The organism is Sphingobacterium sp. UBA7855, from assembly GCA_002500745.1.
In the GTDB taxonomy this organism is placed as follows: Bacteria; Bacteroidota; Bacteroidia; order Sphingobacteriales; family Sphingobacteriaceae; genus Sphingobacterium.
On the sequence record DLST01000020.1, the window covers coordinates 233,382 to 259,535 of the forward strand.

The following is a 26,154-nucleotide window of genomic DNA, read 5'->3' on the forward strand; positions in this document are numbered from 1 at the left end:
GTGATTTAAATGAATGCCTGCTTGTATTGATTGAAATGTTCACAGATCTCCTCCATCTCAATTCGCTTACCCATCAAATCGATAAAACGATTTTTGTACAATGAAAATATATAAAATCCTGTCGCCAAACTTCCGACAATAAAAATACCCTCAAATGCATTGCTCTTCACTAACTTGTCGTTAAGATGGCACTCTTTAAGTAATGGAATATTGTAAGAAGACCATTTACCCATCCTATCTTTAAGTACCAATCCAATATTCTTTGTTGCTGTCATCGTTTCGCTTGTTTTTGAAGAAACATCTACTGCACCCTATTTGTTTTCTGAATTTTATTCTTTTGAAAAGAAAGAGTCTTTTATACAAAAGCGTACGTAATAATACGTTCACAAAAAAAGCATGTTTCCAATTTATTTTAGAGACATGCCTTTTTAAGTGGGAATTAATTTCCCTATTTACCGCTTACCTGGTAAATAGATTTGAAAACCTACGCCAAAGCCTAATCCGCTTGCCCCACTACCGGTATTGATATTCGCTTTACTATAGTTATAGCCAAAAGTCGTTTCCAATGCAACTGTTCTAGTTATAAAATGAGCATAACCAACATTTGCCCCTACGGCAAGAGCAACATCATTACCCTTTGAACTTCCCGAAATACCGATATCACCCTGCCCAAAAAATCTTCCTGTGGTTGATCCAGCATTTGGAAAATAATATCTTACGAATGGCGCAATGCCGTAAGTCCAATCATTATCGGCATCCTTGATAGTAGTAAGGCCAAGATTAGCCTGCGCCCCAATGGCTAAACCATCGGAAACAAAATAACCTGCTCTCGGTTGAAGTGCTACATTAAATGACTTTCCTTCAAAACTATAACCTAAATTGCCGATCGATCCACCAACCATCCAGTTTCCCTGACGTATCGGTTCAATACCAACATCTGAGGACATCTGAGGAGTTGTCTCAATTTTTTGGGCGTGCGCTTGATAACCAATACCCGCTGTTATTAATAAAAGAAGTGTAAATTTTCTCATTGCATCTCTATATTATAATTTATAAATAACGTTAATTGAATTAATAACAAGATCGGTAAATGAAAAGTTTTGAATTTTTTATTAAACTTTACGCGATACATTTTATAAAAAAGAATCAACCAATAAGAGTTCATACATGTTCTCTTTAAAAAAAAATTATGAATGCAGCAATTCGATTTAATGATACGTATACACAGTATCTTAACAACAATGCGCTATTCCTAAACGGGATAGACCCCTTAGACAACGATCCATCGACACATGACGGTGGCCGTACGTATACTCCCCCGAAGGTACCCGATCTTGATGATGTAACTCCTGATCTATATTATCCAGAAAATGGCGATGGACCTGACCCAAGTGAGGAAGAACAGCGTGATCGCAACAATAAGGAAAAAATCCAGACAGAAGAAGATCACGACGGAGCACATCCAAATCGTTATGAACAAGATGATGATGATTTGGAATCGATTTAAAAACAAAAAAAACTTCCTCGGTTGAGGGAGTTTTTTTTAGACAAACGCTGTAACAAATTTATAAAGCTTATCCTTTATAGGCCTAATCACTGTTATCAACAATACTACTTACCGCTAATACTGTCCTTTCTTAGTGTATCTGCTAGACTCGTATCTTTCTGCATGCTCATCTTTTGCTGCTCGCTTAAATTATACCGTGTCTCATCCGCATCAGTCGGCGCAATGTTGTCCGATTGACCCGCTCCTCCAGAAGTATTGTTTTTGGAATTTTGACAGGAGAATAACATTACGCCCCCCACCATTAATGTCGATGCAACTAATGCAAATTTTCTAGTCTTCTTCATAGTCTAATTGTTTTTATATTAAATATTTATCTAAGAACCATAATCAAAACTAATTAGTTTAACAAAAAGACAAAAAAGACTTTTGGATACCGTGTATGAAAATAGACGTTCATCACGTTCAATTAAAAACGTAGCACCCCGTAATTTAGACATTTCCTCAGGGAACAAATACCCTTTCAAAATCAGGTCAATTGATGCTGATTGATGATTAAGATTGCGTGAAGTTTGCCTTATTGTAGTTTTTCTGCTACAAAAACAATTATTCTGGTCATACGTATTTTTCCCATATAGCTGTTTGGAAGAAGTTATAGAAGAATTAAAATCGAAAAATTAGCACTCTAATTGCACTTACTTCCCCAAATAAAACATCCATCAATTTAACAAACGGTACTATGAGCAATTACAATTTAAATTTATTAGTCGAAGAAAAGAGAAGCCTTTTGAAACATTTTGCTGGTAAATTTACGAATGATCCAGATGAAAAAGAGGATTTAATTCAAGAAACACTTATTCGTGCATTAAAATCGATTGATGATTTTATCCGCCATCCCAAATTAATGTCTTGGCTATATGTTATCATGAAAAATGTATATATCAACCAATATCGCAAGGCTAAACGAATTACCGATATCCACGACACGTATATCGGTCTAGAGAGCAGCAATACGGTTGAAGCCAATAAAAGCGAGAATAAATTCATTGCGGACGACATTGAAAAAGCCATGTGCAGTTTATCAGAAGAGAACTACCAGGTGTTCCAGATGTTCCTTGAAGGGTATAAATATCATGAAATAGCGTCCTATTTTGGCATTCCAGAAGGAACAATCAAAACGAGAATACACATGACGAGGAAGAAGCTGCAAAAGCAACTCAAGGTGTATAAAAAAGCGGCTTGAGACTCAACATTAAACTAAAACAAACTTAATATGCTAAGGTTATCTTATTACCAAGATCCTACTAGATATAATGATTCGCAAATTAATAGAAATAAACGGTATGAAATCACGAGTTAAAATCACAAATCAGCAAGGTACGGTCATTGCGCTCATTATTTGCGGTGGTCCTATTGGAAAAGGAACTGTCAAAGCCATTGAGAAGGGACAAACTTTGAATGGATCAGGCAACAAACCGATCAAAACAGATAATGAGAAAGATAAAAAGACCTTCTATGCTGATCGAGAAAATAAATAGAAAAACTCCATCAAAAAGGCTGCCTTAAAGCGGCCTTTTTAATGGAGTTTTTTTACAATTGACGGTACGGGATATACCAGCGTTTAAATCACTGCTGTTGTGTTAAAATAATATTGCTGGTTTGATAAAACAGAACTGATTTTTATTTCGTTCTATTAACCAAAAATAATCATTCACTCAACAAGAAAAACAAATGGAAATATAAATATTTTAATGGGCTATAGCAGCGCAGGAGTATATCAAGATGCTTGGAAACAGGACCAAGCTCTCTTAAATAATGGATCACGTCTACTTTAAAGAGTAATATGAAAATAAAAGCTGGATATACCAGAAAGAAAATAGGCAAATCTTTTAAATATTTCGATATTTCCGGAAAGGAAGTTTCGGATCAAAAGATTTTAGATAGAATTTCGAAGCTAGTAATTCCACCCAATTGGAAGGATGTTTGGATTGCTAAAAGTGCCAAAAGCGATTTGCAGGCTTTTGGGTTCGACCAGAAAGAGCGTAAACAGTACATTTATCATTCGAAGTTTGTTGACGAAAGGCAAGCGGCTAAATTTAGCACCATCCTCTTTATGGGTAAATATTTGCAGGAATTGAGAAAAATCAGCACAAAACATCTTAAGCGAGAGCAGTGGGATATGAATAAACTGTGTGCAATTGCTTTTAAAATAATGGATAGTACGCTCATACGTATCGGCAATAAGCGCTACACCCTCACCAATAAGTCTTATGGCCTGAGCACATTGGAAAAAAGACACGTTACTATTGCAAACAACACGATATCCTTAGCTTACAAAGGCAAAAAGGGTGTTTTTCAACAAAAATCATGGTCTAATAGTCAACAGGCAAAGCTATTGACAGAACTTCTAAAAATAAAAGGGAAAAGGATATTTCAGATTGATAGCGCAGATTGCGAAAGTAGCTTCTGTGGTTCCGCTTTTAATCACTATCTGCGGGAAAATTCGAAAGGTCAGATCAGCTGCAAAAGTATTCGCATTTGGGGAGCTAGTAGAGAAGCGTTCTATCAGCTTGCGCAAACCAAACCGGCTGAGGCTATAAATGCACGGAAAAGACAACTCAATAACGTGATTAAAAGTGTTGCTGAACAACTTGGTAATACCAAGACAGTGTCACAGAAATATTATGTGCATCCGGCAATACAGCGCATGTTTATGGAGGGACAGTTTCCAACGATTAAAGATAAATTACCGTTAGCTAAGCTCGAAGATAAATTATTCCGTTTTCTGCGGAAGAATAGTCAAGCAGGCGTTGCAACAGCTACATAATCTGTGATCATATTTCTAAACAGTTGATCTGAGAAAGCTATTTCATGAAATTTAAAACTATTTCATGCGCATCGAGGTTCTGCTCATAATACTAAAAAGATTATTTATGCGTGCAATTTGGACAGGAGCTATTGGTTTTGGTTTGGTCAATATCCCAATTAAATTATACAGTGCAACTGAAAGTGCTTCCTTAGATTTAGATATGCTCGATCGGAAAGATTTAGCCAATATTAAATTTAAGCGCGTAAACGAAAACACTGGCAAAGAGGTGAAATGGGACAATATTGTCAAAGGATATTTTATGAAAGATCATTATATCGTTTTGGAAGATGCAGATTTTGAGGATGCAAGTCCAGAAAAAACAAAGTTGATCAATTTACATGCATTTGTAAAGGTAGCGGATGTTGATAGTGTGTATTTTGAGATGCCCTATTATTTAGAGCCACAGAAAGGTGGTGAAAAGGCGTACCAACTCTTGATAAAAGCCCTTCAAAAAACAAAGATGGCCGGTTTAGGATCTTTCGTTATGCGGAACGTTGAACACCTAGCGATTATAAAGCCTTATGAAAATGCATTAGTATTGAATAAAATTCGTTATCAACAAGAGATCAGAACGCTCGATGGGCTAAAACTACCGAATAAGATAAAAATTCAAAAAGCAGAGATGGACATGGCAACACAGCTAATTGAACAACATAGCACATCTTTTGATATTAGTAGCTATAAAAATGAATATATGGACGACCTTTTAAAAATAATTAAACAAAAAGATAAGGGTAAGCGACCAACCATTCGAAAGATGAAAGTTAAGCATACAAAGGCGGATGATTTGCTTGCAAAACTTAAAGCTAGTTTAGGCTAATCGAAGGAGGTGGCATCGAGCCGCAATGGCCAAAGTGAGGTCAATTATAGGATAAATTCCAACTAACTTCATGCTGCATAAATAGCGTTACACGTTAAATTGATAGTAATATCTAGAAAGCTAAAAATAACAGAAGGTTTTATTATTCAAAGAAAAGGAGGAAATATGAAAAATATCATTCCAGAACAGAAAGATGGCAAACGCCTAGATTGTTTTGAGTCGCTAGAGTTTCCAAGTGAGGCTATTGCTAGTATGGCTTTTGATTTAGCGGTAGATAATCTAAAGAACGTGAATCAGTGGTATGAGCTGGCAGAGCTTCCGGCTGCAGTATTTCAGCTCACTTCGGGCTACGGCACGCCCATCGAACGCTTGTTGGAATTGCATGATTACATTAGACTAGATATTCCTGGTCCTGGACTTCCATCTAGCGGTGGTTACGACTGGGTAAATGTAGTTAATATTATGTCCGAGAAAACTGCGGACTATAAAGTATTTGCAATCACACTGAAACCCTGCCCCGATCCAAGTCATCCAGATGATAAAAATACAGCCCACTTTTTTGAAGGAATTTCATCATCTACTTTTCTGATCGAACAACGTAGAAACAGCTTGCTGTTTCAATATGCTGGTAGAAATGAGATCATCAACGTAGACAACGAGAACTTAAGCGACAACATTCGAAATTATTTCGTTGGTTTAGCGGCCAAATTGGGTGCCTCCTATCCACAATGGAAATCACTCATTAAAGGTATGGCCAACGCCGTGGCGAAAAAGTTTGATGTGCAACTTTAGTTAATTTTTCCGAAAAGAAGGTTCTATACTTTCTTGTATTGCTGTGGACCACTTCAAAACAATTTTTTTTATGACCTTAACGCAGTAATTTTTGGCTGAATTACAGTAATTTATCCGTATATTTAGCTATGTCATAAGGAATCTTGGTGTAGCATGAATCATACTTATCAATCTAACAGCCAATTAGTCAATAAGCTTCAATCATTTGGAAGCCTCGTCGTTCTAAACCGGGATTTTATCGTTGTCGGAATATCAGAATCTGCGTTATATGAGAATTTTTCAAAAGAAAGTATCTTAGGAACGAATTTTTTTCATAGTGTAAGCGATCTGTTTAGTGAATCATACATGAAGGTCAAAAATGCATTGACTGGTTTTATTGATAGCCAACAGTCAAGCCATAATTTAACCATCAAAGTAAATAAAGAGCGAATCTACGTAAAATTGCGAAAACATGATCCATTCATTTATTTAGAATGGGAAAGACAGCACAAAAAAAACATCGCTGCCAAAAAAATTAATGAACTAAATTTTCTGCTCGATAGCATTCAACCCAATAATTGGGATCTCGTTTGTGCTGCAGTGAGCAAATTACTAAATTACGATCGGGTTTTTGTTTTACACATTCAGGAAACAGGTTATAGTACAGTGGTTGCCGAGCATACTGTAAATGGAAAATCTCATTTCAAAGGAAAGGAATTCTCAAAAGATTTTATGCCCGAGCAACCTTTGGAATACTATAAAAGCTATTCATATCGATATGCCCCACATATTGAAATCGAGGGGCAAGAATTTTATTCTACGGACGATAGTATTGATTCTCTATCGAGTTTGTTATCTCCATTACCGGAACTTCATCGTCTCTTTTTAAAAAAAATAGGTGTGCAAAGCGCCTTGTTTTTTCGCATTTGTATCGATGGAGACTTTTGGGGACTTGTAGTTGCCCAGAACAAAGAAAAATGTTTAGTTGATCTGCAACAGCGAAAACTATGTACATTCGCCATCCAGGCAGCAGCCAGCAAATATGAAAGCTATATCAAACAGAATCTTTTGGAAAGAACGGAACTTCTTAAAAATGCTGAAGAAGAGCTGAAGAGAAGCTTAGCTGAAAATAAGATGGTAAATTGTGCTCTCATTCAGCATATGGATATTTTAACCCAACTGGTACATGCAGATGGTTTGGCTATATTCAACCATGGTGATATTTTTAACTATGGGCATGCCCCCAATAAAACCCAATTTTATGAAATTATACAATTTCTCCAAAATCATACCGATAAGGCAGTCTTTAAAGATTACAATTTTCGCCTGAATCATCAGGATAAGTTTAACGATAAACTTGGTTTTGCAGGTTTAATGTATTTAAAAGTCGGCCTGGAAAGCGATTATTATATCGTTTGGTTTAGAATTGAAAACCGTAGTCAGGTGATGCAGATGATGTTGCAAAATACAGAACGTGAAAACAAACGACTCAAAATTTGGGAGGATATACGATATGATGTCGCCAAACCTTGGAATGATGCTGAAATCAATTTCGTTCTTCGCCTAAATCAAATCATCAAAGAGTCTATTTTCGCTAAATTAAAAGAACGCCAATTGCTGAATGAGGAGCTTCTCAGTTTAAATAATGAGTTGGAAATGTTTACCCATACCTTATCACACGATTTGAAGAATCCATTGTCCATCTTAAAAATGGGAATACAATTCCTACAACAGCACCCGGACAATATTGACTTAACAAAAATCAACAGATGGTATCAGAATTTCAACCGTAGTGTTACAAACATAGAAGATATCATTAATAATATGGTTCAAATAAGCCAACATCGCTCTAGCATTTTAGACAAAGAACCAATTTCGATGGCATACACAATACAGCGCATATTTCAAGAAAATAGTATGCTGTACAATGTTAATAATTGCCAGCCGTGTTTTGGCAAGCTATTACCGATCTGGGGCGAAAAAAGTGCAGCATATCAAATTTTTTCAAACTTGATTATTAATGCAATAAAATATTCAGCACAATCTGATACGCCAGTAGTAACAATTGATAGTTCCCATCAAAATGACCATACGCATTATCGAATTCAGGATAACGGTATTGGAATTCCAAGTGAACAATTGCCACATATTTACGAAATGTTCACCAGAGCCAATAATGTAGGTTCAATACCTGGTACGGGCATTGGTCTTTCACTCGTCAAAAGAATAATGGAACGGTTAGGCGGAACAATTAGAATTGAATCTGAAGTCGGACAAGGTACTACTGTCCACCTGTATTTCCCTATTGTTGAAACATTCCCTGAACAAATGTTGATCGATTGATCCCTAATCTTGAATACTGAAACCTGTCAAACTATTTTCCAATAGACATTGTTTATTTATAAATAGAATAGCGTCCCTTAGTGTGGGCTGTAATCAACTAAGCAAAAATCGAAATGGAAGAAATATTATCACAAAGTGCAGTAGTAAAACGAGGTATTATTATTGCCTACTATTTTAGTAACATATGGTACGGGAAAGGATTACTTGGGAAACGAACAGCACCGGATCCAAATGACACTGATCCTAGCGAGCATCCTGAACCAGACTTAGACGAGATCGATCCCGAAGAAGAGGAGAACATCAATTATAAACATCAAAATTCAACGGACGAAAACTAAAATAAGAGATGAGGATGAGAAAAATCCATACCGTGCTCAACATGTTAAAAAACCAACTATCCCAAAAATACAGATTGACCATTACGTCAATCTGTATTGGATATGACCAGTCATCAATACAGCGGTGGATTGATGAAACTATTAATTTAAAATACCTCGCTCGAAAGCAAATTTAACCAAATGCGCGGTATTTTTCACTCCAGCTTTGTCAATTAAGTTTTGCCTATGGCCCTCAACTGTACGCTTGCTTAAAAAAATCTTGTCTGCAATTTCAACATTGGTATACCCTTCAGCTATCAGTTTTAATACTTCAAGCTCTCGATCCGAGATGTCGAAATCTTCATACATCTCTCCTCGCAGCTGTGTATAACTCTGTCCGGAGCTGACTTGATCCAACAATATCATGGCGATTTCTTCACTTAGATACCGACCACCAGCCGCGATATGATTTAATCCAAATAGTAATTCGCTATAGCCAACATTTTTAACCAAATAGCCCGAGAGTCCAGATTCGAAAGCTTCAATAACATAATTGATCTGGTTAAGCATGGATAATATAACCACTTTAACCGTTTCATACTGCTTTTTTATCATCTGCAGTAGTTCCATCCCGTCCATTTCATCCATACTGATATCGGTCAATACAATGTCCGGGACAGGATTTGAAGCTAAGAATTGGAGCGCCTGTTTTCCATTAGAAGCCTCCCCAACAACTTCAAACCCATCTTGCGATTCCAATAGTAATTTTATTCCGTTACGAACAACCATGTGGTCTTCAACCAATAGGATTTTTATCATTATTATCTGTTTAAATAGTCAATTTAATTATAATACCGGTCGTCAGCGTATCATTCATAATGCGTGCATTGTAAAGTTCAGCAATCTTTGTTAAACGCATAGGATTACTTACAGCCGGTTTTTTTGAGAATGCATCTCCCTGTCTAAAAAAGGGAGAAATTTTGATTAAGATCTCACATTCAATCACCTGTATTGATACCGCAATAGCCTTAGCAGTTACCTCATCATTTAAATATTGAAATAACGCCGTTATGAATTTAAATAGATGGACTTGCGTCCCGCGGTCCAACTCGCTCAAATGTGGATCAAGTAACGTATCAATTGTAAAACCAGATTGATTCTTATAACTCCCTACCAACTCATCTACTGCATGAAAAATTCCTAAGTCATTTAAGATCGGATTGTAAAGTAAAATTGCTTTATTGCGAATTTCTATAACCAACGTCCCAAGTGAATCACGTAAACTACGTAATTCTTCGAAATCACCATAGCGATTTGTAAAATTTTGAAGTGATATACGCATTCCATAAAGCTCCTGAGCCAATTCATCTCGGAAATACCGTCCTATTTTTCCAAGATCATCCTGTTGGTTTTTGATAATCAATTTATAGAAGTCCTCCTGACTACCATCCCATGCCTGCTTCAATTCCGAATGATCTTCAAAACTTTCGTACTGTTCTTTCGCTCCTTCCGATATGTCAAAATATATTTTTTTGTTGTCGTTCCCCATATTGCTTTCCACGTCATGTTGTACCTATAACCATCCAAATAGGGCAACAGTTTTAAAAATTAATATCTATTTCTTTAAATAAAATGTACAAATTAATACACTGCGTATAAATACGTATAAGCAGTAGATAAAAAGGGGAAATTAAACAGGAAAACACTTATTGTTTAAGCAAAATAGACAAATTAAAATACGTTGGCGACACAAAATCACAATTTAAAAATTTGATTTACAATTGTTTAAAGATAAAACATACCATAACCATGACTTAAAAATCAGTACAGCTACTATTTTTAGTACTATTTTCTAGCATCCTAATTGCAGTAAATTCAACAAGATAGACACTTAAAATTTGATAAAATGGAAAATACAACAATCGATCAACTCTTTAAGGAAAAAAGACCTACATTAAAATATTTGGCAGCGCAATTTACAAATGATCCAGATGAGCGGGAGGACTTGGTGCAGGAAACCATGGTTAGGTCACTAGCATCTATCGAAAAGTTTCTGAAGCATCCTAAGTTGATGTCATGGCTCTATATCATTATGAAAAATACGTATATCAATCAATATACACGTAATAAACGACTGGAGAATTATAGAAGTGAATATATCAGCACTGGCTATCGAAACGACATGGCAACAAATCGTGGAGAGAGTAATTTTGTGGCATCGGATATTCAACACGCATTAAACAGTCTATCGAAAGACTATTACAATGTTTTTGTAATGTTCTTAGAAGGATTTAAGTATTATGAGATCGCTGAGCATCTTCAGATTCCTGAGGGTACAGTCAAGACACGGATACATATGGCTAGAAAGTCATTGCAAAAGCAGCTCAAGATTTATTCAAAGAGCGTTGATTAGCATAATCGATCCATTAAAAAAAACAGTTCACAAAGTAGTCATGGCCGGAAGAAATTCTGGCCATTTCTATAAAAACTATTCTATTAGCCTATTCAATTTATTCCCGCAACCTATTCCTTCAAGTGATGTTTGCCGATAGGTATTCCTATATATTTATTATATTTAGGCAATTAGTTAATTATAAACATCATATTGAACATTAAAATGTATGAAAAAGCTATTAATCTATACTTTTCTAATAGGCTTAAGCGGAAGCTTATTTTTATCTTCCTGCGGTAAAATAGCTCATGAGAATCCGAATAGAATTCGTGTAAGTGGTGAGGGAAAGATCCGAATTATGCCTGATCAAGTAACCTTGACAATCAATACGTCTTTTACAAAACCAAGGATGGTAGATGCTGTAAGAGAAACGCAAGCGACTGTCGACACAGTATTAGCATTGCTGAAAAAAATACGGAAATGACAAACAAGATATTAAAACTAGCAGTGTTTCGGCTAACAAAGATTATCAATATGTTGCCAATACCAATAAATTTGTAGGTTACCAAGCGCAGCAAACGATCGATTTCGTTTTACATGATTTATCTAAATTCACAGAATTGACAGGAAAACTATTAGAAACTAAAATAAGTGGAATTGGGTCTATATCTTTTGACCATTCTAAAGCAGACAGTATTTTGAGAGAAGCCGACCTCATTGCGTATGATGATGCTTTAAAATCTGCAAAAAAACTTGCTTCGAGGGCTGATATTAAAATCGGGAAACTTTTGTACTTGTCCAATGATGGGACCGTGTCAAACGAATCAAATCAATATCGGACAGGAATGGCTTTAGAGACATTCAATAAGGGATATGGTGGTGATGGCTTCAAAATTACACCAGAAGTTTTAGAATTTAAGAGAACGATATTTACGGAATTTGAAATTAAATAGCTTTTTTTTCCCAGCTGATCGAATCACTTATTGTACTATCATTTAATCTTTCGTTTACATCGACTTTATAAAAGTTGTGTTATTTTATAGAACGATAGGAAATAAAATTAAAAGGGGTTAACGTATGTATTATGAAAACAATAAGCTATTTTGTCGGGCGGATTTTATTTAGAATCTTTTTGGGCCAATTCAGTTCATTTTATTCACCGTTAAGATTTTACAAAACTTAATGGTTTCAAAGAATGAGATTAAGGTCCAATAATCATATTATCATACATGCTTTTAACCAAAGACGCCTTTGGCGAAGATTTTATATGGGGAGTTTCCACAGCTGCCTACCAGATTGAAGGGGCTCACGACCTGCACGGTAAAGGACCTTCAATATGGGATGTATTCGTAAAAAAAAGGAATCGCGTATTCCAAAATCAACATGGCAATGAAGCCTGTGATTTTTACAATCGGTATGACCAGGATTTATATCTAATGAAGGGAATGCATATTCCCAATTACAGATTTTCTTTATCATGGAGCCGTATATTTCCAAATGGAATAGGCGAAGTAAATCAAAGAGGTCTGGATTTTTATGACCGCCTAATTGATCTATCTCTTGAACTTGGAATTACTCCATGGATTACATTGTATCATTGGGATCTACCGCATGCATTAGAGAAAAAAGGTGGGTGGGTAAACCGTGAGGTGAAAGACTGGTTTGGAGAATTCGTTTCCAAATGTGTGCAAACCTATGGTGATCGTGTCAAGAACTGGATGTTGCTCAATGAGCCTTCTGTCTTCACTGCCGCGGGCTATTTCTTTGGTGTACATGCTCCGGAAAGAAGAGGCTTGGGCAATTTTTTGGCTGCAGTCCATCATGCTGCTTTAGCACAGGCACATGGAGGGCGAATCATTAAATCAATACAAGCTGATAGCCATGTTGGCACCACATTCTCCTGTTCTCATGTAGAACCTTTTTCTTCAAGAGATAAGGACATCTTAGCGGCAAAAAAAGCAGATGTTTTGCTAAATCGTCTCTTTATAGAGCCGCTTTTAGGTATGGGCTATCCTACAGAAGAGATTAAAATCCTGAATAGAATCGAAAAGTATATTCAAGTGAATGATGAAAAAGATTTGAAGTTTAACATGGATTTCATAGGGGTACAAAATTATACACGGGAAGTTATACGATACGCAATGTTTGTTCCTTATCTTCGAGCGAAAATAGTATCTGCGAAAAAGCGTAAAGTTGAAATGACCGAAATGAATTGGGAGGTTTACCCAGCTTCCATCTACTATATGCTTAAAAAATTTAGTTCATATTCTAATATGCCCCCTTTGATCGTCACTGAGAATGGAGCTGCGTTTGCCGATCAAGTAGAAAATGGTATCGTTCATGATCCAAAAAGAGTTAACTATTTACAAGACGCTTTAAAGCAAGTTTATCGTGCAAAACAGGAAAATGTAAATATTAAAGGATATTTTGTATGGACCTTTCTTGACAATTTTGAATGGGCAGAGGGCTATCGTCCAAGATTTGGACTGGTGTATGTTGATTTCAAAAATCAAATGCGTATTATAAAATCTTCCGGACAATGGTATGCAAATTTCTTAAATGACAACGCTAGTCATTCTTAGTAGTGTGATTAGACTGATTAATAATCTTTAATAAAACCACGGCAACAAGTATTGCTAAAAAAACGACCAAAATTGTACTATAAAAATTTCTTCCGTTATCGGCAAAAAAATAGATTGCAAGTCCCGCGGAAATAGCGGGTATAGCAATAAACGTTAATTTAACCCAATCTATTCTTTCCTCCTCTCGGCGAACACTTTCCGGTTCAAGAGTATTGGTGAGATGCGGCATGCGCGCCTGGAAAAAATTTAGGATGAGGTCTACATCCTCTGTGTTAAGTTCACGAGGACGAATGAGGCGCTCCCTTAAAGCAATCACTAAATTTTGTCGATCACGTTTTACAGAGATAATGTCAGCTATCTTAAACCACTTTCTATAGCCCATGGGATTCATTGCGTACCCTTTGTAATCATTGTTTTCTGGCAATAGACACATAAACTCAGTAGAATTTAACGAAAATACAATATCGGTACGGTCACGTCCAATTCCCTTGAATGTAGAAATCGCAGGCTTAACCGCTGTAAAACAAGCAGTTTGGAGCAAAAATATGCCGAAAGACAGATTAAATATCCATGATAAAAAAAAGCTTAAACTAATAAATCCAAAAATAAACCAGATTATATAGGACCAAATATCTACTTTGCGAATGATTATTAAAATCAAAATCGTAACTATCAAAGGCCCAATGCTTGCTTGCCAATCCCAAAATATACTCACAATCCCAAGGGTTGTGAATACTGTATAATTCAATAATAGAAAATAATCTGACTTCTTTAACAAATTAACTCGCTTAATCTCAATGATATTCTCCAATGTTGCCTATGATAAAATAAAAAAAAAATGTATACCTAATCAGTCTGATTACATAAATATAAATATCTTTAACAAAAAACATCGAAAAATTAAATGCGCATTTTATGAAGACTTTTCAATTTAAATCACATAATATAAAAAAGGGTTTAATCTTCGGATCAGGTTATTTAGCAGTAGTATTTGTGCTTCTTTATGTCTTTTTTGGTGGTATAAATGGGCTTGCTGATGCGGCAAATAATTTTGGTTCCACGAAAGGTTTAGGCATATTGGTCGCGGTAGTTGTAATTGGACCATTGATTATCCTCTTACAATTCATCAATCCTAAGATCGATATACAGGTTGACAGTAAGAATTTATCCATTAAGAACTCGAAAAAAGATTTCAAAACTATTCCACTAGCGACAATTCATTCCATGGAAATCAACCAAACGCTGGTCAACCAGCTTCAGATATTTGATCAAAACAAACAACTACTCGCTACAATACATCCTCAAACCGACACCATTGTGATTTTTTCAATTGCCAGTACGATAGCGCAAAAGGGTGAATTTGTAGCCACAAAAGGAAACAAGAAGATTTTCGGAAATGTTGTTCCAACGGTCTCCTATTTAAGGCAATAAACCAGACACCTAGTATCGTGTTGAAAAAAATTACAAATATTCAGTACCTTTTCCTAGCCATAGCCACTATCATTCTCGGTCTGTTGTCCCGAAAAATAGGGGCAATACTACCGATCTGCGGTGATGTCCTCTATGCTGTGATGGTTTACTGGCTATCACGCTTTATATTAATTAAAAATTCATTTCTCTTTTCCAGCATCATCACTGTTGTATGCTGTTTTACGATCGAATTTTTACAACTCATACAATCTCCGTTCTTTTTATGGATCAGAACCAATATGCTGTTACGTCTTGTATTTGGCCAGGGATTCGTATGGTCAGATCTAATCGCTTATTGTTTGGGGGCTATCGCAGCTACGTCTCTCGATTTCGGTTGGCATCTCAAGTTAAAATCGGTTCTTACTGAACGTGACTAAAATAACTTATTTTATAGTTGTTACTCCCATATCAATTCCCATATTTTCGTAAACCATATCATTCGGTTGCCAAAGCTCTATTTTGTTTCCTTCAATATCCATGATATGAACAAATTTACCATAGTCAAATGCTTAGCGGTATTGAAAGCATAGCCCATTTCAAATGCCAGCAAGATACTTCCAACAAATACAACTCTTTTCATAATTCCATATAGATAAAAATTTGATTAGCAACCACTAGCCAATTTAGTCATTCATTTTTACAATGCCGTTTTAGTGGTATATAAAGAAATCTTTTTCAATGTCAAGATCATTGAAAAACGGCAATGTATTTATACTTTTGATTCGGCCAAAATTCATTGCTAATATTAGTAACAATTAGAACAAAAGAGTTAAGAGCAGGTCAACTAAAAAATAAATTTATGTATAGTTTTAAAAACGATTATTCAGAAGGGGCGCATCCCCGCATCTTAGATAAACTTATTGAAACAAATCTCATACAGCAATCTGGGTATGGAGATGATGAATATGCTAAAGAGGCAAAATCCATTTTCAGGAGAAAGATAGCTAATGAACTAGCCTGCGTCTATTTTTTATCTGGAGGGACACAGACCAATCTATTGGTACTATCGTTTCTCTTACGCGTTCATGAAGCCGTGATTAGTGCAAAGACTGGACATATATCTGCCAATGAAACTGGTGCTATTGAAGCAACCGGGCATAAAGTTATTACCATAGAAACTATAAGTGGAAAATTAACTCCTGACGATATCATAAAAACATTGAAAGAACATGCTTTAGCGCCACACGTGGTAAAACCACGAATAGTTTATATTTCAAATTCTACAGAAATTGGGACAATTTATACCTTGGTAGAACTACAGGCGTTATTCGGATGCTGTCAGCAACATCACTTGCTACTCTATCTGGATGGTGCCCGTTTAGGACATGCATTGACAGCGGTAAACAATGATTTAGCGCTATCAGATCTTGGAAAATATTGTGATGTATTTTATATTGGAGGTACAAAAAACGGTGCGCTTTTAGGTGAGGCTGTCATTTTCAATAAGCCCGAATTGGCGATGGATTTCGATTATGCGATCAAACAAAAAGGTGCCTTACTTGCCAAAGGTCGCGTGTTATCCGTACAGTTTCTCGAATTGTTTAAAGATGATCTGTACTTTCAACTGGCGCAAAAAGCAAATTCATATGCAATGCAAATCACTAAAGCAATTAAAGAAAAGGGCTACTCGTTTTTAACTGATTCCACCACAAACCAGCTATTCCCTATTTTACCAAAGTCGCTCATTCAGGCATTGAGTCAAAAATATCAGTTTTACATTTGGAAAGAAATAGATCATGATAATGCTGCTATTCGCCTAATTACTTCTTGGGCTACCGAAGAGGAACAGGTTTTGAACTTTATTGCTGACCTATCGAATTTCAGATAGTTTTGTTGCCAGCAACGTTCTACTTTCATTTAACGAGTTTAATACGTAGATTCCTGCCTATAAAACTCGTTAAATAAAAGTGGAATCAACTAAACTTTGGGCTCCAAAACTAGCCATACCGCAGCTGCAGCGATAGCACCCACGAGTGTTGCAACAATAAACAACCATATCGAAAACAATTGGAACTTAATTTAAGTATTTCATAAGATCAATATAGCCAAATTTCATCACACGCCATCAGTGGATGCTTTGTGGGATGATTTCGCCATAGCGGTAATTTTCTATACGGGACAGCATAAATATGAATAGCAGTAACCTTACTATTTATTAATGTTTGATATCGAACTTTATCCACCTTATAATCTTCTTTCATGGATGCATGCTTCTGAACGGATACTTCTTGAAAATCTTTACCATTTATAGCGAGCGAAATATGTAATTCCTTTGGTGGAAATATCCAATGCCGGGCATCTTTCAGAAAATTGAGTTCGATTGTATCTATTTGTGTTGGTTGTTTAAAGTCGAAAGTAATATCCATTGGCTTACCATTCCACAATAGCCAATTGTAACTATAATCCAAATAGCCCGGAACGCTATCCGCTAGTGTCTTTAACCCATTTGCTGGGAATGATGGGTCAAATGGATTTTTCGATGTGATACTTGCTTCTGAAGCTTTATTTATTCTAACTCCGGCATTGAAGATGTCACTCCATTCTTTTGCATAACTGTCCGGCGATGCTCCAGCTTCGGCGAGTTCTGTTACCCCTAGCCTTTTGGCATCTTCAACAAATTGAGCGACCCTGCGCGTTACATCTGGTTTCGCTACCCACCGATTACCATCCCGCACAAATATACCGCGATCATGGAAGCCATAAAATCTTGCTTGCTGTAAATAGGTGTAATCCAGCCCTAATTGGATACGTTTAACGCGTGATGCCAATAAGAGGTTATCCTTAGTGGCAGTTTCTGCCTTTTCTAATAACATCCTATATTGATCCATGGCTTCTGGGCTTAAAAAATCAATTCTATTATCAATTGGATTTCCATAAATCGACAAAGCAGAGGACGGCCCCGGCAAACGACCTCTTCGCTGTTTAAGGTATGCTTTCACAAAAGGTCCGGCTTTACCGTAATAGCCCTCGATAAATTCATTCATTAATTGATCTTCTGAGCGAACGTCCGTATCCCAGGCAAGATTGGCCAAAACATAGGCATTTAGCTCCGCCATATCACTATAAGTCGCACCACCACCCTGTAAAAAAATGCCTTCTACGCCTTGTGTTTTCAAATAATGTAGACTTTTCTGCATTGTCCCTTGAATTGGAAAAGGTGCAAGATAATTGGTAAACTGGGTCAAATAATCCCATACAAAGACATGCTTAGCTTTGGATTTCCAAGCGCTTAATTGCCTTCTGAAAGTTGCAGCCGAGGCTTCAACAGTGATATCATTTTTCCGGAAAGCATCAATATTACTTAGTATAACCGACACGTTATCTGCAACTCGTAAATGTGCAGGTGCATTAGCCGTTTCAAGATAAGCCAATGTCGTGAATTTTTTATCTGGAAAGATTGCGGCTACCCGGTTCACAAAGTGTATTAATGAGCCTTGCGGTCCCCCTTCTCGCATATTTATAGCCTGACAACGATCGCACGCACAGCTTCCCCTGTCATCATTAGCCGCAATAGACCAATAAATAGCGTTCGGATTTTCAAGCATCCTGCGCTTAAAGTAAACAACAGTATGTGTAAAGACATCTTCATTAGAGAGGCAAAGCTGAGCCGGCTGGCGCTTCCCATCAAATAGCGAATAATACTCGGGGTGACTTTTAAAATAAATCGATGGTGGCAGTATTTTACTGGCAGTGTGTCCCCAATCCCCCCACTTGTCTTCCAGATAATGGAGACCATACCAATCCATGTATTCCTGATCCAGTTCTACTGGGAAATAGACCTCTCTATACTGAAAACTTGGTTTTGAAAGAATTTTTAGATCTGCAGCTACATATAAACTAGTAGACTTAGGAATATAGGTGTTTTCATTACCTACATACCATTTTCTTCCACCAATGATATCCCTTACATAACGGTATGCCGCAAATAACACTCCTCTACCACTTCCCTTAATCCAAATAGTCTTTCCCACAACATCAATAGAATAACTATCCTCGGGAAAGGACTCCGTTATGGGTAGGCTTTCCAAAATAATAGCATCCGAAACATCAACTTTAGCTTGTATAGCATAGTCTGCACCCGTACTTTCTTTTGTGAAAGATTTGAGAACACCCGCGGCTTGCATTGAAACAGGATTGTCTATATCCGCTTGAATGATATAATCTGTTTTCCCATATTCAACTAATGTGATTCGCTCTTGTGCTTGCACTATCGTTACCAATGAAAATAGACCTAAAATACACTTCCACATCATATTGAAATTTATTATACGGATAGATGCGAGCAAAATCACTCACAACCCTTGATTAAGCATGACCTATCCTTAGCCGTACACGTGATATCAGCTCGTGCGGAGAAATAGGCTTTTTAATATAATCATTGGCGCCTACCTTAAATCCTTCTGAAATACTATTATCGTCACGGAAACTCGAAATAATGATGACTGGTACCTGATTATTCGTATTGCTTTTCCGAATGCGTTCGATTATTTCGAAACCGTTTGCGAAAGGTAATGATAAGTCTGTTATGACTAAATCAAGGCTATCGTCGAAAACCATCGAGAGCGCATCTTTCCCAGAATTTGCAAGTAATAGATCATAGCCCTCCCTTAAAAGAACAAACTGCATCGTGCTCAATAAAATCTCATTATCTTCAATAACAAGACTTCTCTTCTTTTCGTTCTTCATAGGGTTTTAATTTTAGTGCTTCATAGTCCTACAAAGTTTAGAAAAAAAAACAGAAGTCGTTGTAGACACACAACTACAAGACCGCAAAAAATTATCTAGCATTAATTTCAATTCATAGCATGCTTTAGCGTGTTGGTTTCTTGTATTCACCACTATATCGTTCAACTTATTATTTAATAGTCTTAAGGCTCTACTTCGATAGTTTAATGTGAATGGACGAAATAAAACCGCTTGTGTATATCCCAATTAATAATTTATACTGTATATTTATATTATACTAATACGTAGAAAACAATTTATGAAAATCGCCTTCTTTTCCACAAAACCATATGACAAGTTATTCTTTGAAAAAGAAAATAGTACTTATGGTTTTCAGTTTAATTTTTATGAGACGCACCTAGGGCCACACATTGTGAATGCTATTGAAGACGAGAAGGTAATCTGTGCATTTGTCAACGATAAACTAAACCGACAAGTTATCGAAGTACTTGCTGAAAAACGTGTTGAGTTGATAGCCTTGCGCTGTGCGGGATTTAATAATGTTGATTTAGAAGCGGCACGGGAGTTTGGAATAAAAGTGTGTCGAGTTCCTGCTTATTCTCCCGAAGCAGTTGCTGAACATACAATGGCCATGTTATTGACATTAAATCGTAAAACGCATAAAGCTTATAATCGGGTTAGGGAACAAAATTTCGCGTTGCATGGACTTTTGGGGTTCAATCTTTATCAGAAAAAGATTGGAGTAATTGGCACTGGAAAAATTGGAAAGGCTTTTATCAAAATAGCCTTAGGGTTTGGCGCGAATGTCATTGCCTATGATTTATATCCAGATCCTGAGCTTGTAGCAAAAGGGGTCGATTATAAATCGTTGGATGAAGTCTTTAAGGAGTCAGACATCATTTCGCTACATTGTCCGCTCACTCCTGAAAACCACTATTTGATTAATAAGGAATCATTGGATAAGATGAAGAATGGGGTTACAATCATTAATACAAGTAGAGGTAACTTAATTAATACTAATGACGTTATCAAAGCGCTTAAAGAGCGCAAAATCGGATTACTGGGTATTGATGTGTATGAACAAGAGGAAAAATTGTTTTTTAAAGATTTATCAACGACAATTATTGAAGATGAGACCATACAACTATTAATGAGTTATCCTAATGTTTTGGTAACCGCACATCAGGCTTTCTTCACCACTGAAGCGTTAACAGAAATTTCTCAAAGAACACTGCGGAGTATTTCCGACTTATTATCTAAAGGAATCACTGATGAAGACGTCTTGCTATAAACAAGACGTCGTAAGCATTATAAATCATCCCCGTATATACGTGCTCAAAAGAACAGTTGGAATTGATTCGATTATTATATTCGTTTTCTATCTATCCCCTTTCGCTCTGGTAACTTGCCCTCCACTCATCAAGTCTTTCGATGACCGGCAATAAAGTTTTTCCCAACTCGCTGAGTTTGTATTCTACCCGTGGCGGAGATTCGGCATAAATCTGTCTACATAAAATTCCGTCACGTTCGAGCTCACGCAACTGGACAGTCAATGTCGTTTGCGCCAAATCTTCCATTTCACGCCTAAGCTCACCAAATCTTTTGGGACATTGTTTCGCTATAGCTTTAATGAGCAGTACCTTCCATTCAACTGCTGTATTTCTTTTCGTCATAGACCTTTTTATTTTGAATGTTTCCCTTCCGAACATTCAGCATGCGCTCCACTTAAGTAATAGTGATACGCAATGGATTATTGTACTTTATATTGTTGGTTACGCAAGTATTTTGATTTATGCCGGAAATGCCGGAAATCGCTATGGAAAGAAAAAGTTATATTTAGTTGGAATGGCCGGTTTTACCCTCGCTTCTTTTCTATGTGGTGTTTCAAGCAATCTCTACGCCTTATTGCTCGGAAGGCTGGCCCAGGGAATTAGTGCTGGATTGATGGTTCCACAAGGTATTGCACTGATTACTTTATTATTTCAAAATCCAGAAAAGAGATCCATGGCATTGGGCATCTATGGAAGTATAGCGGGTATTGCTTCGGTGATCGGTCAGTTATTGGGTGGAATACTCAACGATCAAACCTGGATAAACGATAGCTGGCGCCTTATCTTTTTAATCAATGTGCCTATTGGATTTCTCGCCTTCTTTGCTGTTTATCGGTATACGCCTAAAGATGATTCCAGTGTAAAGTCTTCGATCTCTTTTATGCCAATGCTAACATTGTTTGCACTTTTGATGGGGATAATTTTTCTATTAATCATGGGTCCGGAGTTGAAATGGCCATTGTGGTCACAATTGCTGTTGGGAGGAACACTTTTTTCGTTTTATTGTTTCTAAAAAAGCAACGAGAACTACAACAAAGAGGTTATCCTACCCTACTAAATTTCTTCCTATTCAAAAATCGGATTTTCAACATAGGGCTTCTCGTTGCATTAGCTTATTATATGGTTCAGGATGCCTACTTTATCATTAATTCCAATTACCTTCAAAATCAAAAAAATTATACGTCTACAATGACTGGAATTGCCTTTATTTACCAAGGCATAGGTTATGTACTCGCTAGCGTTATTGTAAGTAGATTAATACAGCGTTATGGAAAAATAGTTATTCTTAATGGATTAGGAATTATGATTTTGGGCTTGTTGTTTCATCTTTTTATTTTCAATACACAGTTTTTAGATAATGATCAATTACATGCACTCTTCTTTTTTTATGGTATTGGCTGTGGCAGTGTATTGCCCGCATTAATGACACTTGCTTTAAAAGATCTCAATGAGAGATTTATTGCTGACGCCTCTGCCGTATATCTTACCATACAACAATTATCGATATGCCTAGGCATTGCTTGTATTGTTGGTGTATTTCTCCATCAAAAAGAAAGCATTTTTTTGAGTTGGCAGCATATCTCCTCATCCTATGGCTACTCAATGTCACTATCGGTCATATTGCTGTTGATTGTCGTGTGTGCAGTAGCATGTTTACCTTCTAATAAGTAAAATAGAACATAATTTAGGTTAGCATTATACTTACCATATCTTGCAGAAAATTAAAGTAGTTACTCCATTGCCTTATATTTGTTTACCAAAGCATAATCATAGGGAATGGACATGCTCAGCGGGCTCGCTTCCCATTGACCAGAACCGCTGGGCAAATAAAAATCATAGGCATTACGCAGAAAAAAAATTAATATCATTCAAGTTACGCAAGCATGCTTACCCTCCATGGCCGAATTATCATAAATAAATGAGAGATCAATGAAAATTTCTTCCTTTATGAAATACGCCTGCAGCATTATCATTTTCTGCTGTTAAATCCATTAGCAAGCCAGACATATCAAAGCAACGTTGCGCAATGACATGAATAACTTCTCCTTCAGCTTGAATTTTACCAGCGACCATAAGGAGCTTTCCCCGAAGGATCTCTTTCCGATATTTTTCAAACACAGTACTCCAAACCACAATATTTGCAAAACCTGTATCATCTTCAATGGTGATAAATAAAACACCTTTAGAGGTTCCTGGACGTTGCCTAACGGTAATCAATCCACATATATTTACCGGCATATCATTTTTTATCCCTCCCAATTTTGCTGTCGGCACTACATGGAGAAGATCTAGCTTTCCTCGCAAAAAGCTCACCGGATGTGCTTTAATGGATAGCGATGTTTTTGCATAGTCTGCAACCACATGCTGACTTTCCGTAAGCAATGGTAACTGGATCTGTCCCTCGGTTATACTTTCAGAAGCTTGCCCTTTAAATAATTCAATTGGCCGATCACCTAATGCTGTAATTTCCCAAAGTGCTTGTCGACGATCCATATTCAGCGACCTAAACGCATCTGCATGCGCTAACTTTTCTAAGGTAGCAGGCGATAATCCAACGTCCATCATTGCAGTAATGGATGAATAGCCATTGTGCCGACCAGTAGTTAGCACGGCGGCCTCTTCCATGGAAAATCCTTTAATTTGGCGTAACCCCAATTGAAGGGCATGTGGTTTACCCATCTCACCCTTTAACGTATTGTCCCAAGTTGAATGATTTACATCAATAGGATGTACCAGTACACCATGTTTCTGTGCATCAATAACAATTTGAGCGGGCTGATAAAAGCCCATCGGCTGACTATTCAATAAGGATGCAGCAAAAATATCTGGATAATAGTACTTAAGCCATGAGGACACATATACTAGTAATGCAAAAGATGCTGCATGGCTCTCTGGAAAGCCATAACTTCCGAATCCTTCCAGCTGCTTAAAGACTCGATTGGCAAATTCTTCTGAATAGTTTTTTTTGACCATGCCATCGACCATTTTTTGGTGAAAGGAAGATACCTGCCCTTTGGATTTGAATGTTGCCATACTACGCCTCAATTCGTCGGCTTCCGCAGGTGTAAATCCTGCTGCAACTATAGCAATTTCCATGGCCTGCTCCTGGAAAAGAGGAACTCCTAAAGTTTTTTCAAGAATAGCTTCGATCTCTTGACTAGGATAATCAACTTCTTCTTCTTTATTTCGACGACGTAAATAGGGATGCACCATATCCCCTTGTATAGGTCCCGGACGTACTATAGCCACTTCAATCACCAAATCATAAAATTTTTTAGGCTTTAATCGGGGTAACATCGACATCTGGGCCCGGCTTTCAATCTGAAATACACCTAAGGTATCTGCATGACAGATCATATCGTAAACCTTTGGATCGTCCTCGGCTCCAATGTCGGCGAGTGTAAGCTCTTTTCCGTAATGTTTTCTTGCGAGTTCAAAAGCCTTTCGGATACAGGTCAACATTCCCAAAGCCAATACATCTACTTTCAGAAAACCGAGTGCTTCCAAATCATCTTTATTCCATTCGAGATTGGTGCGATTATCCATTCGAGCATTTATTACAGGACAGAGTTCATGTAAATTACCTTGTGTAATTACAAACCCACCAGTATGCTGGCCCAGTTGCCTCGGAAATCCAATATATTGATACGTCAACTCCAGCACTTTTCTCAGATGCTGGTCTTCGGGATTAAAGCCCTGTTCAACTAAACGCTCTAAATTGATAACATCATCCCAATGGCTACTTACTATGCCTGCTAAACGCCCTACAGCATCTAAAGATAGTCCCATGGCCTTACCAACATCACGTATAGCTCCTTTTGAACGTACTTGTGTAACTGTAGCCACAATGGCAGCTCGATTGCGTCCATATTTCTCATAAATATATTGGATTACTTCCTCACGACGTTCATGTTCAAAGTCGACATCTATATCTGGTGGTTCATCGCGGGCATCGGACATAAATCGTGCAAAAAGAAGCCTATATTTAGAGGGATCCACCGAAGTAATTCCCAAACAGTAACAAACCGTAGAATTTGCCGCGGAACCTCGCCCCTGACATAAAATTCCTTTTTCTTTGGCAAATCGAACATAATCATATACCGTCAAAAAATAAGAAGCATAATTTTTACGCTCGATAAAATCAAGTTCCATTTGAATCGTTTCCCGAATGCTATCGGGGATATCACCGTCAAATTTTTTCTTGGCTCCTTCCCAAGTTAGATAGGTTAATTCCTCCTGCGTCGTTCGCCCATTAGAAGATAACTCATCGGGATATACATATTTCAAATCATCTAAGGAAAAATGACAAGCATTTGCAATTTTTACACTCTGTTCGATAGCCTCGGGATACCCCCTAAACAAACGTTCAACTTCAGTGATTGACTTTAGGTAGCGTTCTGCATTGGGATGCAAATTGAACCCAGCAGTTTGTATAGTACATTTTTGACGGATACATGTTAAAATATCCTGCAATTCACGCCTTTCAGGTATATGATAATATACATCGCCGAGAACAACAAGTGGAATATCGCATTGTTTACCAAGTTGATTTATTCTAAACAATAGTTTTGAATCATCTCCACGATAGAGTTTTTTAATACCTAGACTAAGAAAGCCCTGGAGGAACTGTTGACATTGCTGTACAAATTCAATAAAAAAAGAATCTAGCTCAAAACCAGCCACCAATTTTTCAGGTGGACAAATAATAAACATAATTCCCTCAGCATATTGAAATACATCTTTTTTATACAACTCACATTTGCCTTTTTCAGCCCTTAAGTTCCCAACGGTTAACAATGTTGAAAGTCGACCATACGCTTCTTTATCTGTCGGGTAAGCGAGTAAACTAGGGCCATCTTGTAGGTCCAAGCGACAGGCAGGAATAAGCCGTACACCGGCTTTTTTAGCCGCTACATGTGCACGAACAATACCAGCAAGGCTATTACGGTCAGTTACTGCGACAGCATGATACCCCAATTGAGCCGCCTGTTCAATCAATTCTTCGGGGTGCGAGGCACCTTCGAGAAAACTGAAATTACTTGTTATCTGTAATTCACAATAATTCATCT

27 protein-coding genes and 1 pseudogene are annotated in these 26,154 nt (G+C 37.1%); 17 read left to right on the forward strand and 11 right to left on the reverse strand.

Features of this window, described 5'->3' with window-relative positions; translation table 11 throughout:
- Positions 1 to 5 precede the first annotated feature (5 nt).
- Positions 6 to 275 carry a hypothetical protein gene (locus B2107_RS20325; RefSeq protein ID WP_293957582.1) on the reverse strand — a complete coding sequence of 90 codons (270 nt, stop codon included), beginning with the start codon at positions 273 to 275 and terminating at the stop codon, positions 6 to 8.
- Between the two features lie 177 nt (positions 276 to 452).
- Positions 453 to 1,031, reverse strand: coding sequence for a hypothetical protein (locus B2107_RS20330; protein ID WP_293957583.1), 579 nt, complete (start codon positions 1,029 to 1,031; stop codon positions 453 to 455).
- A 158-nt stretch (positions 1,032 to 1,189) separates the two neighbouring features.
- On the opposite strand from B2107_RS20330, the gene B2107_RS20335 reads away from it, so the two are divergent.
- Positions 1,190 to 1,507, forward strand: a complete 318-nt coding sequence (locus tag B2107_RS20335) for a hypothetical protein (protein WP_293957584.1) — start codon at positions 1,190 to 1,192, stop codon at positions 1,505 to 1,507.
- Positions 1,508 to 1,611: 104 nt separating this feature from the next.
- Here B2107_RS20335 and B2107_RS20340 read toward each other — a convergent pair whose 3' ends face one another.
- Positions 1,612 to 1,851 (reverse strand): hypothetical protein, encoded by a 240-nt coding sequence (locus B2107_RS20340; protein WP_293957585.1) that lies wholly within the window; start codon positions 1,849 to 1,851, stop codon positions 1,612 to 1,614.
- 392 nt (positions 1,852 to 2,243) lie between these two features.
- Here B2107_RS20340 and B2107_RS20345 point away from each other — a divergent pair, with 392 nt between their 5' ends.
- The 7 genes from B2107_RS20345 to B2107_RS20375 all read left to right on the forward strand — a co-directional run bounded on the left by B2107_RS20345 (position 2,244) and on the right by B2107_RS20375 (position 8,645).
- Positions 2,244 to 2,747, forward strand: a complete 504-nt coding sequence (locus B2107_RS20345) for an RNA polymerase sigma factor (protein ID WP_209579282.1) — start codon at positions 2,244 to 2,246, stop codon at positions 2,745 to 2,747.
- Between the two features lie 100 nt (positions 2,748 to 2,847).
- Positions 2,848 to 3,042 carry a hypothetical protein gene (locus tag B2107_RS20350; RefSeq protein WP_293957586.1) on the forward strand — a complete coding sequence of 65 codons (195 nt, stop codon included), beginning with the start codon at positions 2,848 to 2,850 and terminating at the stop codon, positions 3,040 to 3,042.
- A gap of 305 nt (positions 3,043 to 3,347) precedes the next feature.
- Positions 3,348 to 4,331 (forward strand): DNA topoisomerase IB, encoded by a 984-nt coding sequence (locus tag B2107_RS20355; protein ID WP_293957587.1) that lies wholly within the window; start codon positions 3,348 to 3,350, stop codon positions 4,329 to 4,331.
- A 106-nt stretch (positions 4,332 to 4,437) separates the two neighbouring features.
- A complete protein-coding gene (locus tag B2107_RS20360) occupies positions 4,438 to 5,193 on the forward strand; it encodes a Ku protein (RefSeq protein ID WP_293957588.1) in 756 nt (251 codons plus the stop codon).
- A gap of 165 nt (positions 5,194 to 5,358) precedes the next feature.
- A complete protein-coding gene (locus B2107_RS20365; RefSeq protein ID WP_293957589.1) occupies positions 5,359 to 5,985 on the forward strand; it encodes a hypothetical protein in 627 nt (208 codons plus the stop codon).
- Positions 5,986 to 6,138: 153 nt separating this feature from the next.
- On the forward strand, positions 6,139 to 8,307 hold the full coding sequence (locus B2107_RS20370; RefSeq protein ID WP_293957590.1) for a GAF domain-containing sensor histidine kinase: 2,169 nt from the start codon (positions 6,139 to 6,141) through the stop codon (positions 8,305 to 8,307).
- A gap of 113 nt (positions 8,308 to 8,420) precedes the next feature.
- Positions 8,421 to 8,645, forward strand: coding sequence for a hypothetical protein (locus B2107_RS20375; protein ID WP_293957591.1), 225 nt, complete (start codon positions 8,421 to 8,423; stop codon positions 8,643 to 8,645).
- 141 nt (positions 8,646 to 8,786) lie between these two features.
- Here B2107_RS20375 and B2107_RS20380 read toward each other — a convergent pair whose 3' ends face one another.
- Both B2107_RS20380 and B2107_RS20385 read right to left on the reverse strand, forming a co-directional pair.
- Complete coding sequence (locus B2107_RS20380) at positions 8,787 to 9,443, reverse strand: response regulator transcription factor (protein WP_293957592.1); 657 nt, start codon at positions 9,441 to 9,443, stop codon at positions 8,787 to 8,789.
- A gap of 10 nt (positions 9,444 to 9,453) precedes the next feature.
- Complete coding sequence (locus B2107_RS20385) at positions 9,454 to 10,173, reverse strand: hypothetical protein (protein ID WP_293957593.1); 720 nt, start codon at positions 10,171 to 10,173, stop codon at positions 9,454 to 9,456.
- A gap of 357 nt (positions 10,174 to 10,530) precedes the next feature.
- Here B2107_RS20385 and B2107_RS20390 point away from each other — a divergent pair, with 357 nt between their 5' ends.
- The 3 genes and pseudogenes from B2107_RS20390 to B2107_RS20405 all read left to right on the forward strand — a co-directional run bounded on the left by B2107_RS20390 (position 10,531) and on the right by B2107_RS20405 (position 13,598).
- The gene (locus B2107_RS20390) at positions 10,531 to 11,037 is read left to right on the forward strand and encodes an RNA polymerase sigma factor (protein ID WP_293957594.1); all 507 of its coding nucleotides are present in this window, start codon (positions 10,531 to 10,533) and stop codon (positions 11,035 to 11,037) included.
- Between the two features lie 337 nt (positions 11,038 to 11,374).
- Positions 11,375 to 11,969, forward strand: a pseudogene (locus B2107_RS20400) (SIMPL domain-containing protein).
- A 276-nt stretch (positions 11,970 to 12,245) separates the two neighbouring features.
- A complete protein-coding gene (locus B2107_RS20405; RefSeq protein WP_293957597.1) occupies positions 12,246 to 13,598 on the forward strand; it encodes a GH1 family beta-glucosidase in 1,353 nt (450 codons plus the stop codon).
- On the opposite strand, the gene B2107_RS20410 is transcribed toward B2107_RS20405, so the two are convergent.
- A complete protein-coding gene (locus tag B2107_RS20410; RefSeq protein WP_293957598.1) occupies positions 13,585 to 14,409 on the reverse strand; it encodes a hypothetical protein in 825 nt (274 codons plus the stop codon). The genes B2107_RS20405 and B2107_RS20410 overlap by 14 nt on opposite strands.
- Positions 14,410 to 14,513: 104 nt before the next feature.
- On the opposite strand from B2107_RS20410, the gene B2107_RS20415 reads away from it, so the two are divergent.
- The 3 genes from B2107_RS20415 (at position 14,514) to B2107_RS20420 (ending at position 16,896) form a co-directional block, all read left to right on the forward strand.
- Positions 14,514 to 15,029 (forward strand): hypothetical protein, encoded by a 516-nt coding sequence (locus B2107_RS20415; protein ID WP_293957600.1) that lies wholly within the window; start codon positions 14,514 to 14,516, stop codon positions 15,027 to 15,029.
- 17 nt (positions 15,030 to 15,046) lie between these two features.
- Positions 15,047 to 15,445 carry a DUF2809 domain-containing protein gene (locus B2107_RS21985; RefSeq protein ID WP_409529655.1) on the forward strand — a complete coding sequence of 133 codons (399 nt, stop codon included), beginning with the start codon at positions 15,047 to 15,049 and terminating at the stop codon, positions 15,443 to 15,445.
- A gap of 422 nt (positions 15,446 to 15,867) precedes the next feature.
- Positions 15,868 to 16,896, forward strand: coding sequence for a threonine aldolase family protein (locus tag B2107_RS20420; protein WP_293957601.1), 1,029 nt, complete (start codon positions 15,868 to 15,870; stop codon positions 16,894 to 16,896).
- 208 nt (positions 16,897 to 17,104) lie between these two features.
- Here B2107_RS20420 and B2107_RS20425 read toward each other — a convergent pair whose 3' ends face one another.
- Both B2107_RS20425 and B2107_RS20430 read right to left on the reverse strand, forming a co-directional pair.
- On the reverse strand, positions 17,105 to 19,321 hold the full coding sequence (locus tag B2107_RS20425; protein ID WP_293957603.1) for a DUF4838 domain-containing protein: 2,217 nt from the start codon (positions 19,319 to 19,321) through the stop codon (positions 17,105 to 17,107).
- Positions 19,322 to 19,373: 52 nt separating this feature from the next.
- On the reverse strand, positions 19,374 to 19,754 hold the full coding sequence (locus tag B2107_RS20430; protein ID WP_293957604.1) for a response regulator: 381 nt from the start codon (positions 19,752 to 19,754) through the stop codon (positions 19,374 to 19,376).
- Between the two features lie 298 nt (positions 19,755 to 20,052).
- On the opposite strand from B2107_RS20430, the gene B2107_RS20435 reads away from it, so the two are divergent.
- The gene (locus tag B2107_RS20435; protein WP_293957605.1) at positions 20,053 to 21,045 is read left to right on the forward strand and encodes a 2-hydroxyacid dehydrogenase; all 993 of its coding nucleotides are present in this window, start codon (positions 20,053 to 20,055) and stop codon (positions 21,043 to 21,045) included.
- 91 nt (positions 21,046 to 21,136) lie between these two features.
- On the opposite strand, the gene B2107_RS20440 is transcribed toward B2107_RS20435, so the two are convergent.
- A complete protein-coding gene (locus B2107_RS20440) occupies positions 21,137 to 21,427 on the reverse strand; it encodes a winged helix-turn-helix transcriptional regulator (RefSeq protein ID WP_293957606.1) in 291 nt (96 codons plus the stop codon).
- Positions 21,428 to 21,440: 13 nt separating this feature from the next.
- Here B2107_RS20440 and B2107_RS20445 point away from each other — a divergent pair, with 13 nt between their 5' ends.
- Both B2107_RS20445 and B2107_RS20450 read left to right on the forward strand, forming a co-directional pair.
- Positions 21,441 to 22,097 (forward strand): MFS transporter, encoded by a 657-nt coding sequence (locus tag B2107_RS20445; protein WP_293957607.1) that lies wholly within the window; start codon positions 21,441 to 21,443, stop codon positions 22,095 to 22,097.
- Positions 22,037 to 22,756: an MFS transporter gene (locus B2107_RS20450; protein ID WP_293957608.1), complete on the forward strand. Its 720-nt coding sequence runs from the start codon at positions 22,037 to 22,039 to the stop codon at positions 22,754 to 22,756. The genes B2107_RS20445 and B2107_RS20450 overlap by 61 nt, the downstream gene beginning before the upstream one ends.
- A gap of 59 nt (positions 22,757 to 22,815) precedes the next feature.
- Here B2107_RS20450 and B2107_RS20455 read toward each other — a convergent pair whose 3' ends face one another.
- Entirely contained in the window at positions 22,816 to 22,953 is a 138-nt protein-coding gene (locus B2107_RS20455; protein ID WP_293957609.1) for a hypothetical protein, read from the reverse strand.
- A gap of 58 nt (positions 22,954 to 23,011) precedes the next feature.
- Positions 23,012 to 26,152: an error-prone DNA polymerase gene (locus B2107_RS20460; protein WP_293957610.1), complete on the reverse strand. Its 3,141-nt coding sequence runs from the start codon at positions 26,150 to 26,152 to the stop codon at positions 23,012 to 23,014.
- Between the last annotated feature and the right edge of the window lie 2 nt (positions 26,153 to 26,154).

Excerpts from the sequence above, each read along its gene's own strand:
- B2107_RS20325 (WP_293957582.1), bottom strand. The coding sequence starts at position 275 with ATGACAGCAACAAAGAATATTGGATTGGTACTTAAAGATAGGATGGGT.
- B2107_RS20330 (WP_293957583.1), bottom strand. The coding sequence starts at position 1,031 with ATGAGAAAATTTACACTTCTTTTATTAATAACAGCGGGTATTGGTTAT.
- B2107_RS20335 (WP_293957584.1), top strand. The coding sequence starts at position 1,190 with ATGAATGCAGCAATTCGATTTAATGATACGTATACACAGTATCTTAAC.
- B2107_RS20340 (WP_293957585.1), bottom strand. The coding sequence starts at position 1,851 with ATGAAGAAGACTAGAAAATTTGCATTAGTTGCATCGACATTAATGGTG.
- B2107_RS20345 (WP_209579282.1), top strand. The coding sequence starts at position 2,244 with ATGAGCAATTACAATTTAAATTTATTAGTCGAAGAAAAGAGAAGCCTT.
- B2107_RS20350 (WP_293957586.1), top strand. The coding sequence starts at position 2,848 with ATGAAATCACGAGTTAAAATCACAAATCAGCAAGGTACGGTCATTGCG.
- B2107_RS20355 (WP_293957587.1), top strand. The coding sequence starts at position 3,348 with ATGAAAATAAAAGCTGGATATACCAGAAAGAAAATAGGCAAATCTTTT.
- B2107_RS20360 (WP_293957588.1), top strand. The coding sequence starts at position 4,438 with ATGCGTGCAATTTGGACAGGAGCTATTGGTTTTGGTTTGGTCAATATC.
- B2107_RS20365 (WP_293957589.1), top strand. The coding sequence starts at position 5,359 with ATGAAAAATATCATTCCAGAACAGAAAGATGGCAAACGCCTAGATTGT.
- B2107_RS20370 (WP_293957590.1), top strand. The coding sequence starts at position 6,139 with ATGAATCATACTTATCAATCTAACAGCCAATTAGTCAATAAGCTTCAA.
- B2107_RS20375 (WP_293957591.1), top strand. The coding sequence starts at position 8,421 with ATGGAAGAAATATTATCACAAAGTGCAGTAGTAAAACGAGGTATTATT.
- B2107_RS20380 (WP_293957592.1), bottom strand. The coding sequence starts at position 9,443 with ATGATAAAAATCCTATTGGTTGAAGACCACATGGTTGTTCGTAACGGA.
- B2107_RS20385 (WP_293957593.1), bottom strand. The coding sequence starts at position 10,173 with ATGGGGAACGACAACAAAAAAATATATTTTGACATATCGGAAGGAGCG.
- B2107_RS20390 (WP_293957594.1), top strand. The coding sequence starts at position 10,531 with ATGGAAAATACAACAATCGATCAACTCTTTAAGGAAAAAAGACCTACA.
- B2107_RS20405 (WP_293957597.1), top strand. The coding sequence starts at position 12,246 with ATGCTTTTAACCAAAGACGCCTTTGGCGAAGATTTTATATGGGGAGTT.
- B2107_RS20415 (WP_293957600.1), top strand. The coding sequence starts at position 14,514 with ATGAAGACTTTTCAATTTAAATCACATAATATAAAAAAGGGTTTAATC.
- B2107_RS20420 (WP_293957601.1), top strand. The coding sequence starts at position 15,868 with ATGTATAGTTTTAAAAACGATTATTCAGAAGGGGCGCATCCCCGCATC.
- B2107_RS20425 (WP_293957603.1), bottom strand. The coding sequence starts at position 19,321 with ATGATGTGGAAGTGTATTTTAGGTCTATTTTCATTGGTAACGATAGTG.
- B2107_RS20430 (WP_293957604.1), bottom strand. The coding sequence starts at position 19,754 with ATGAAGAACGAAAAGAAGAGAAGTCTTGTTATTGAAGATAATGAGATT.
- B2107_RS20435 (WP_293957605.1), top strand. The coding sequence starts at position 20,053 with ATGAAAATCGCCTTCTTTTCCACAAAACCATATGACAAGTTATTCTTT.
- B2107_RS20440 (WP_293957606.1), bottom strand. The coding sequence starts at position 21,427 with ATGACGAAAAGAAATACAGCAGTTGAATGGAAGGTACTGCTCATTAAA.
- B2107_RS20450 (WP_293957608.1), top strand. The coding sequence starts at position 22,037 with ATGGCCATTGTGGTCACAATTGCTGTTGGGAGGAACACTTTTTTCGTT.
- B2107_RS20455 (WP_293957609.1), bottom strand. The coding sequence starts at position 22,953 with ATGATATTAATTTTTTTTCTGCGTAATGCCTATGATTTTTATTTGCCC.
- B2107_RS20460 (WP_293957610.1), bottom strand. The coding sequence starts at position 26,152 with ATGAATTATTGTGAATTACAGATAACAAGTAATTTCAGTTTTCTCGAA.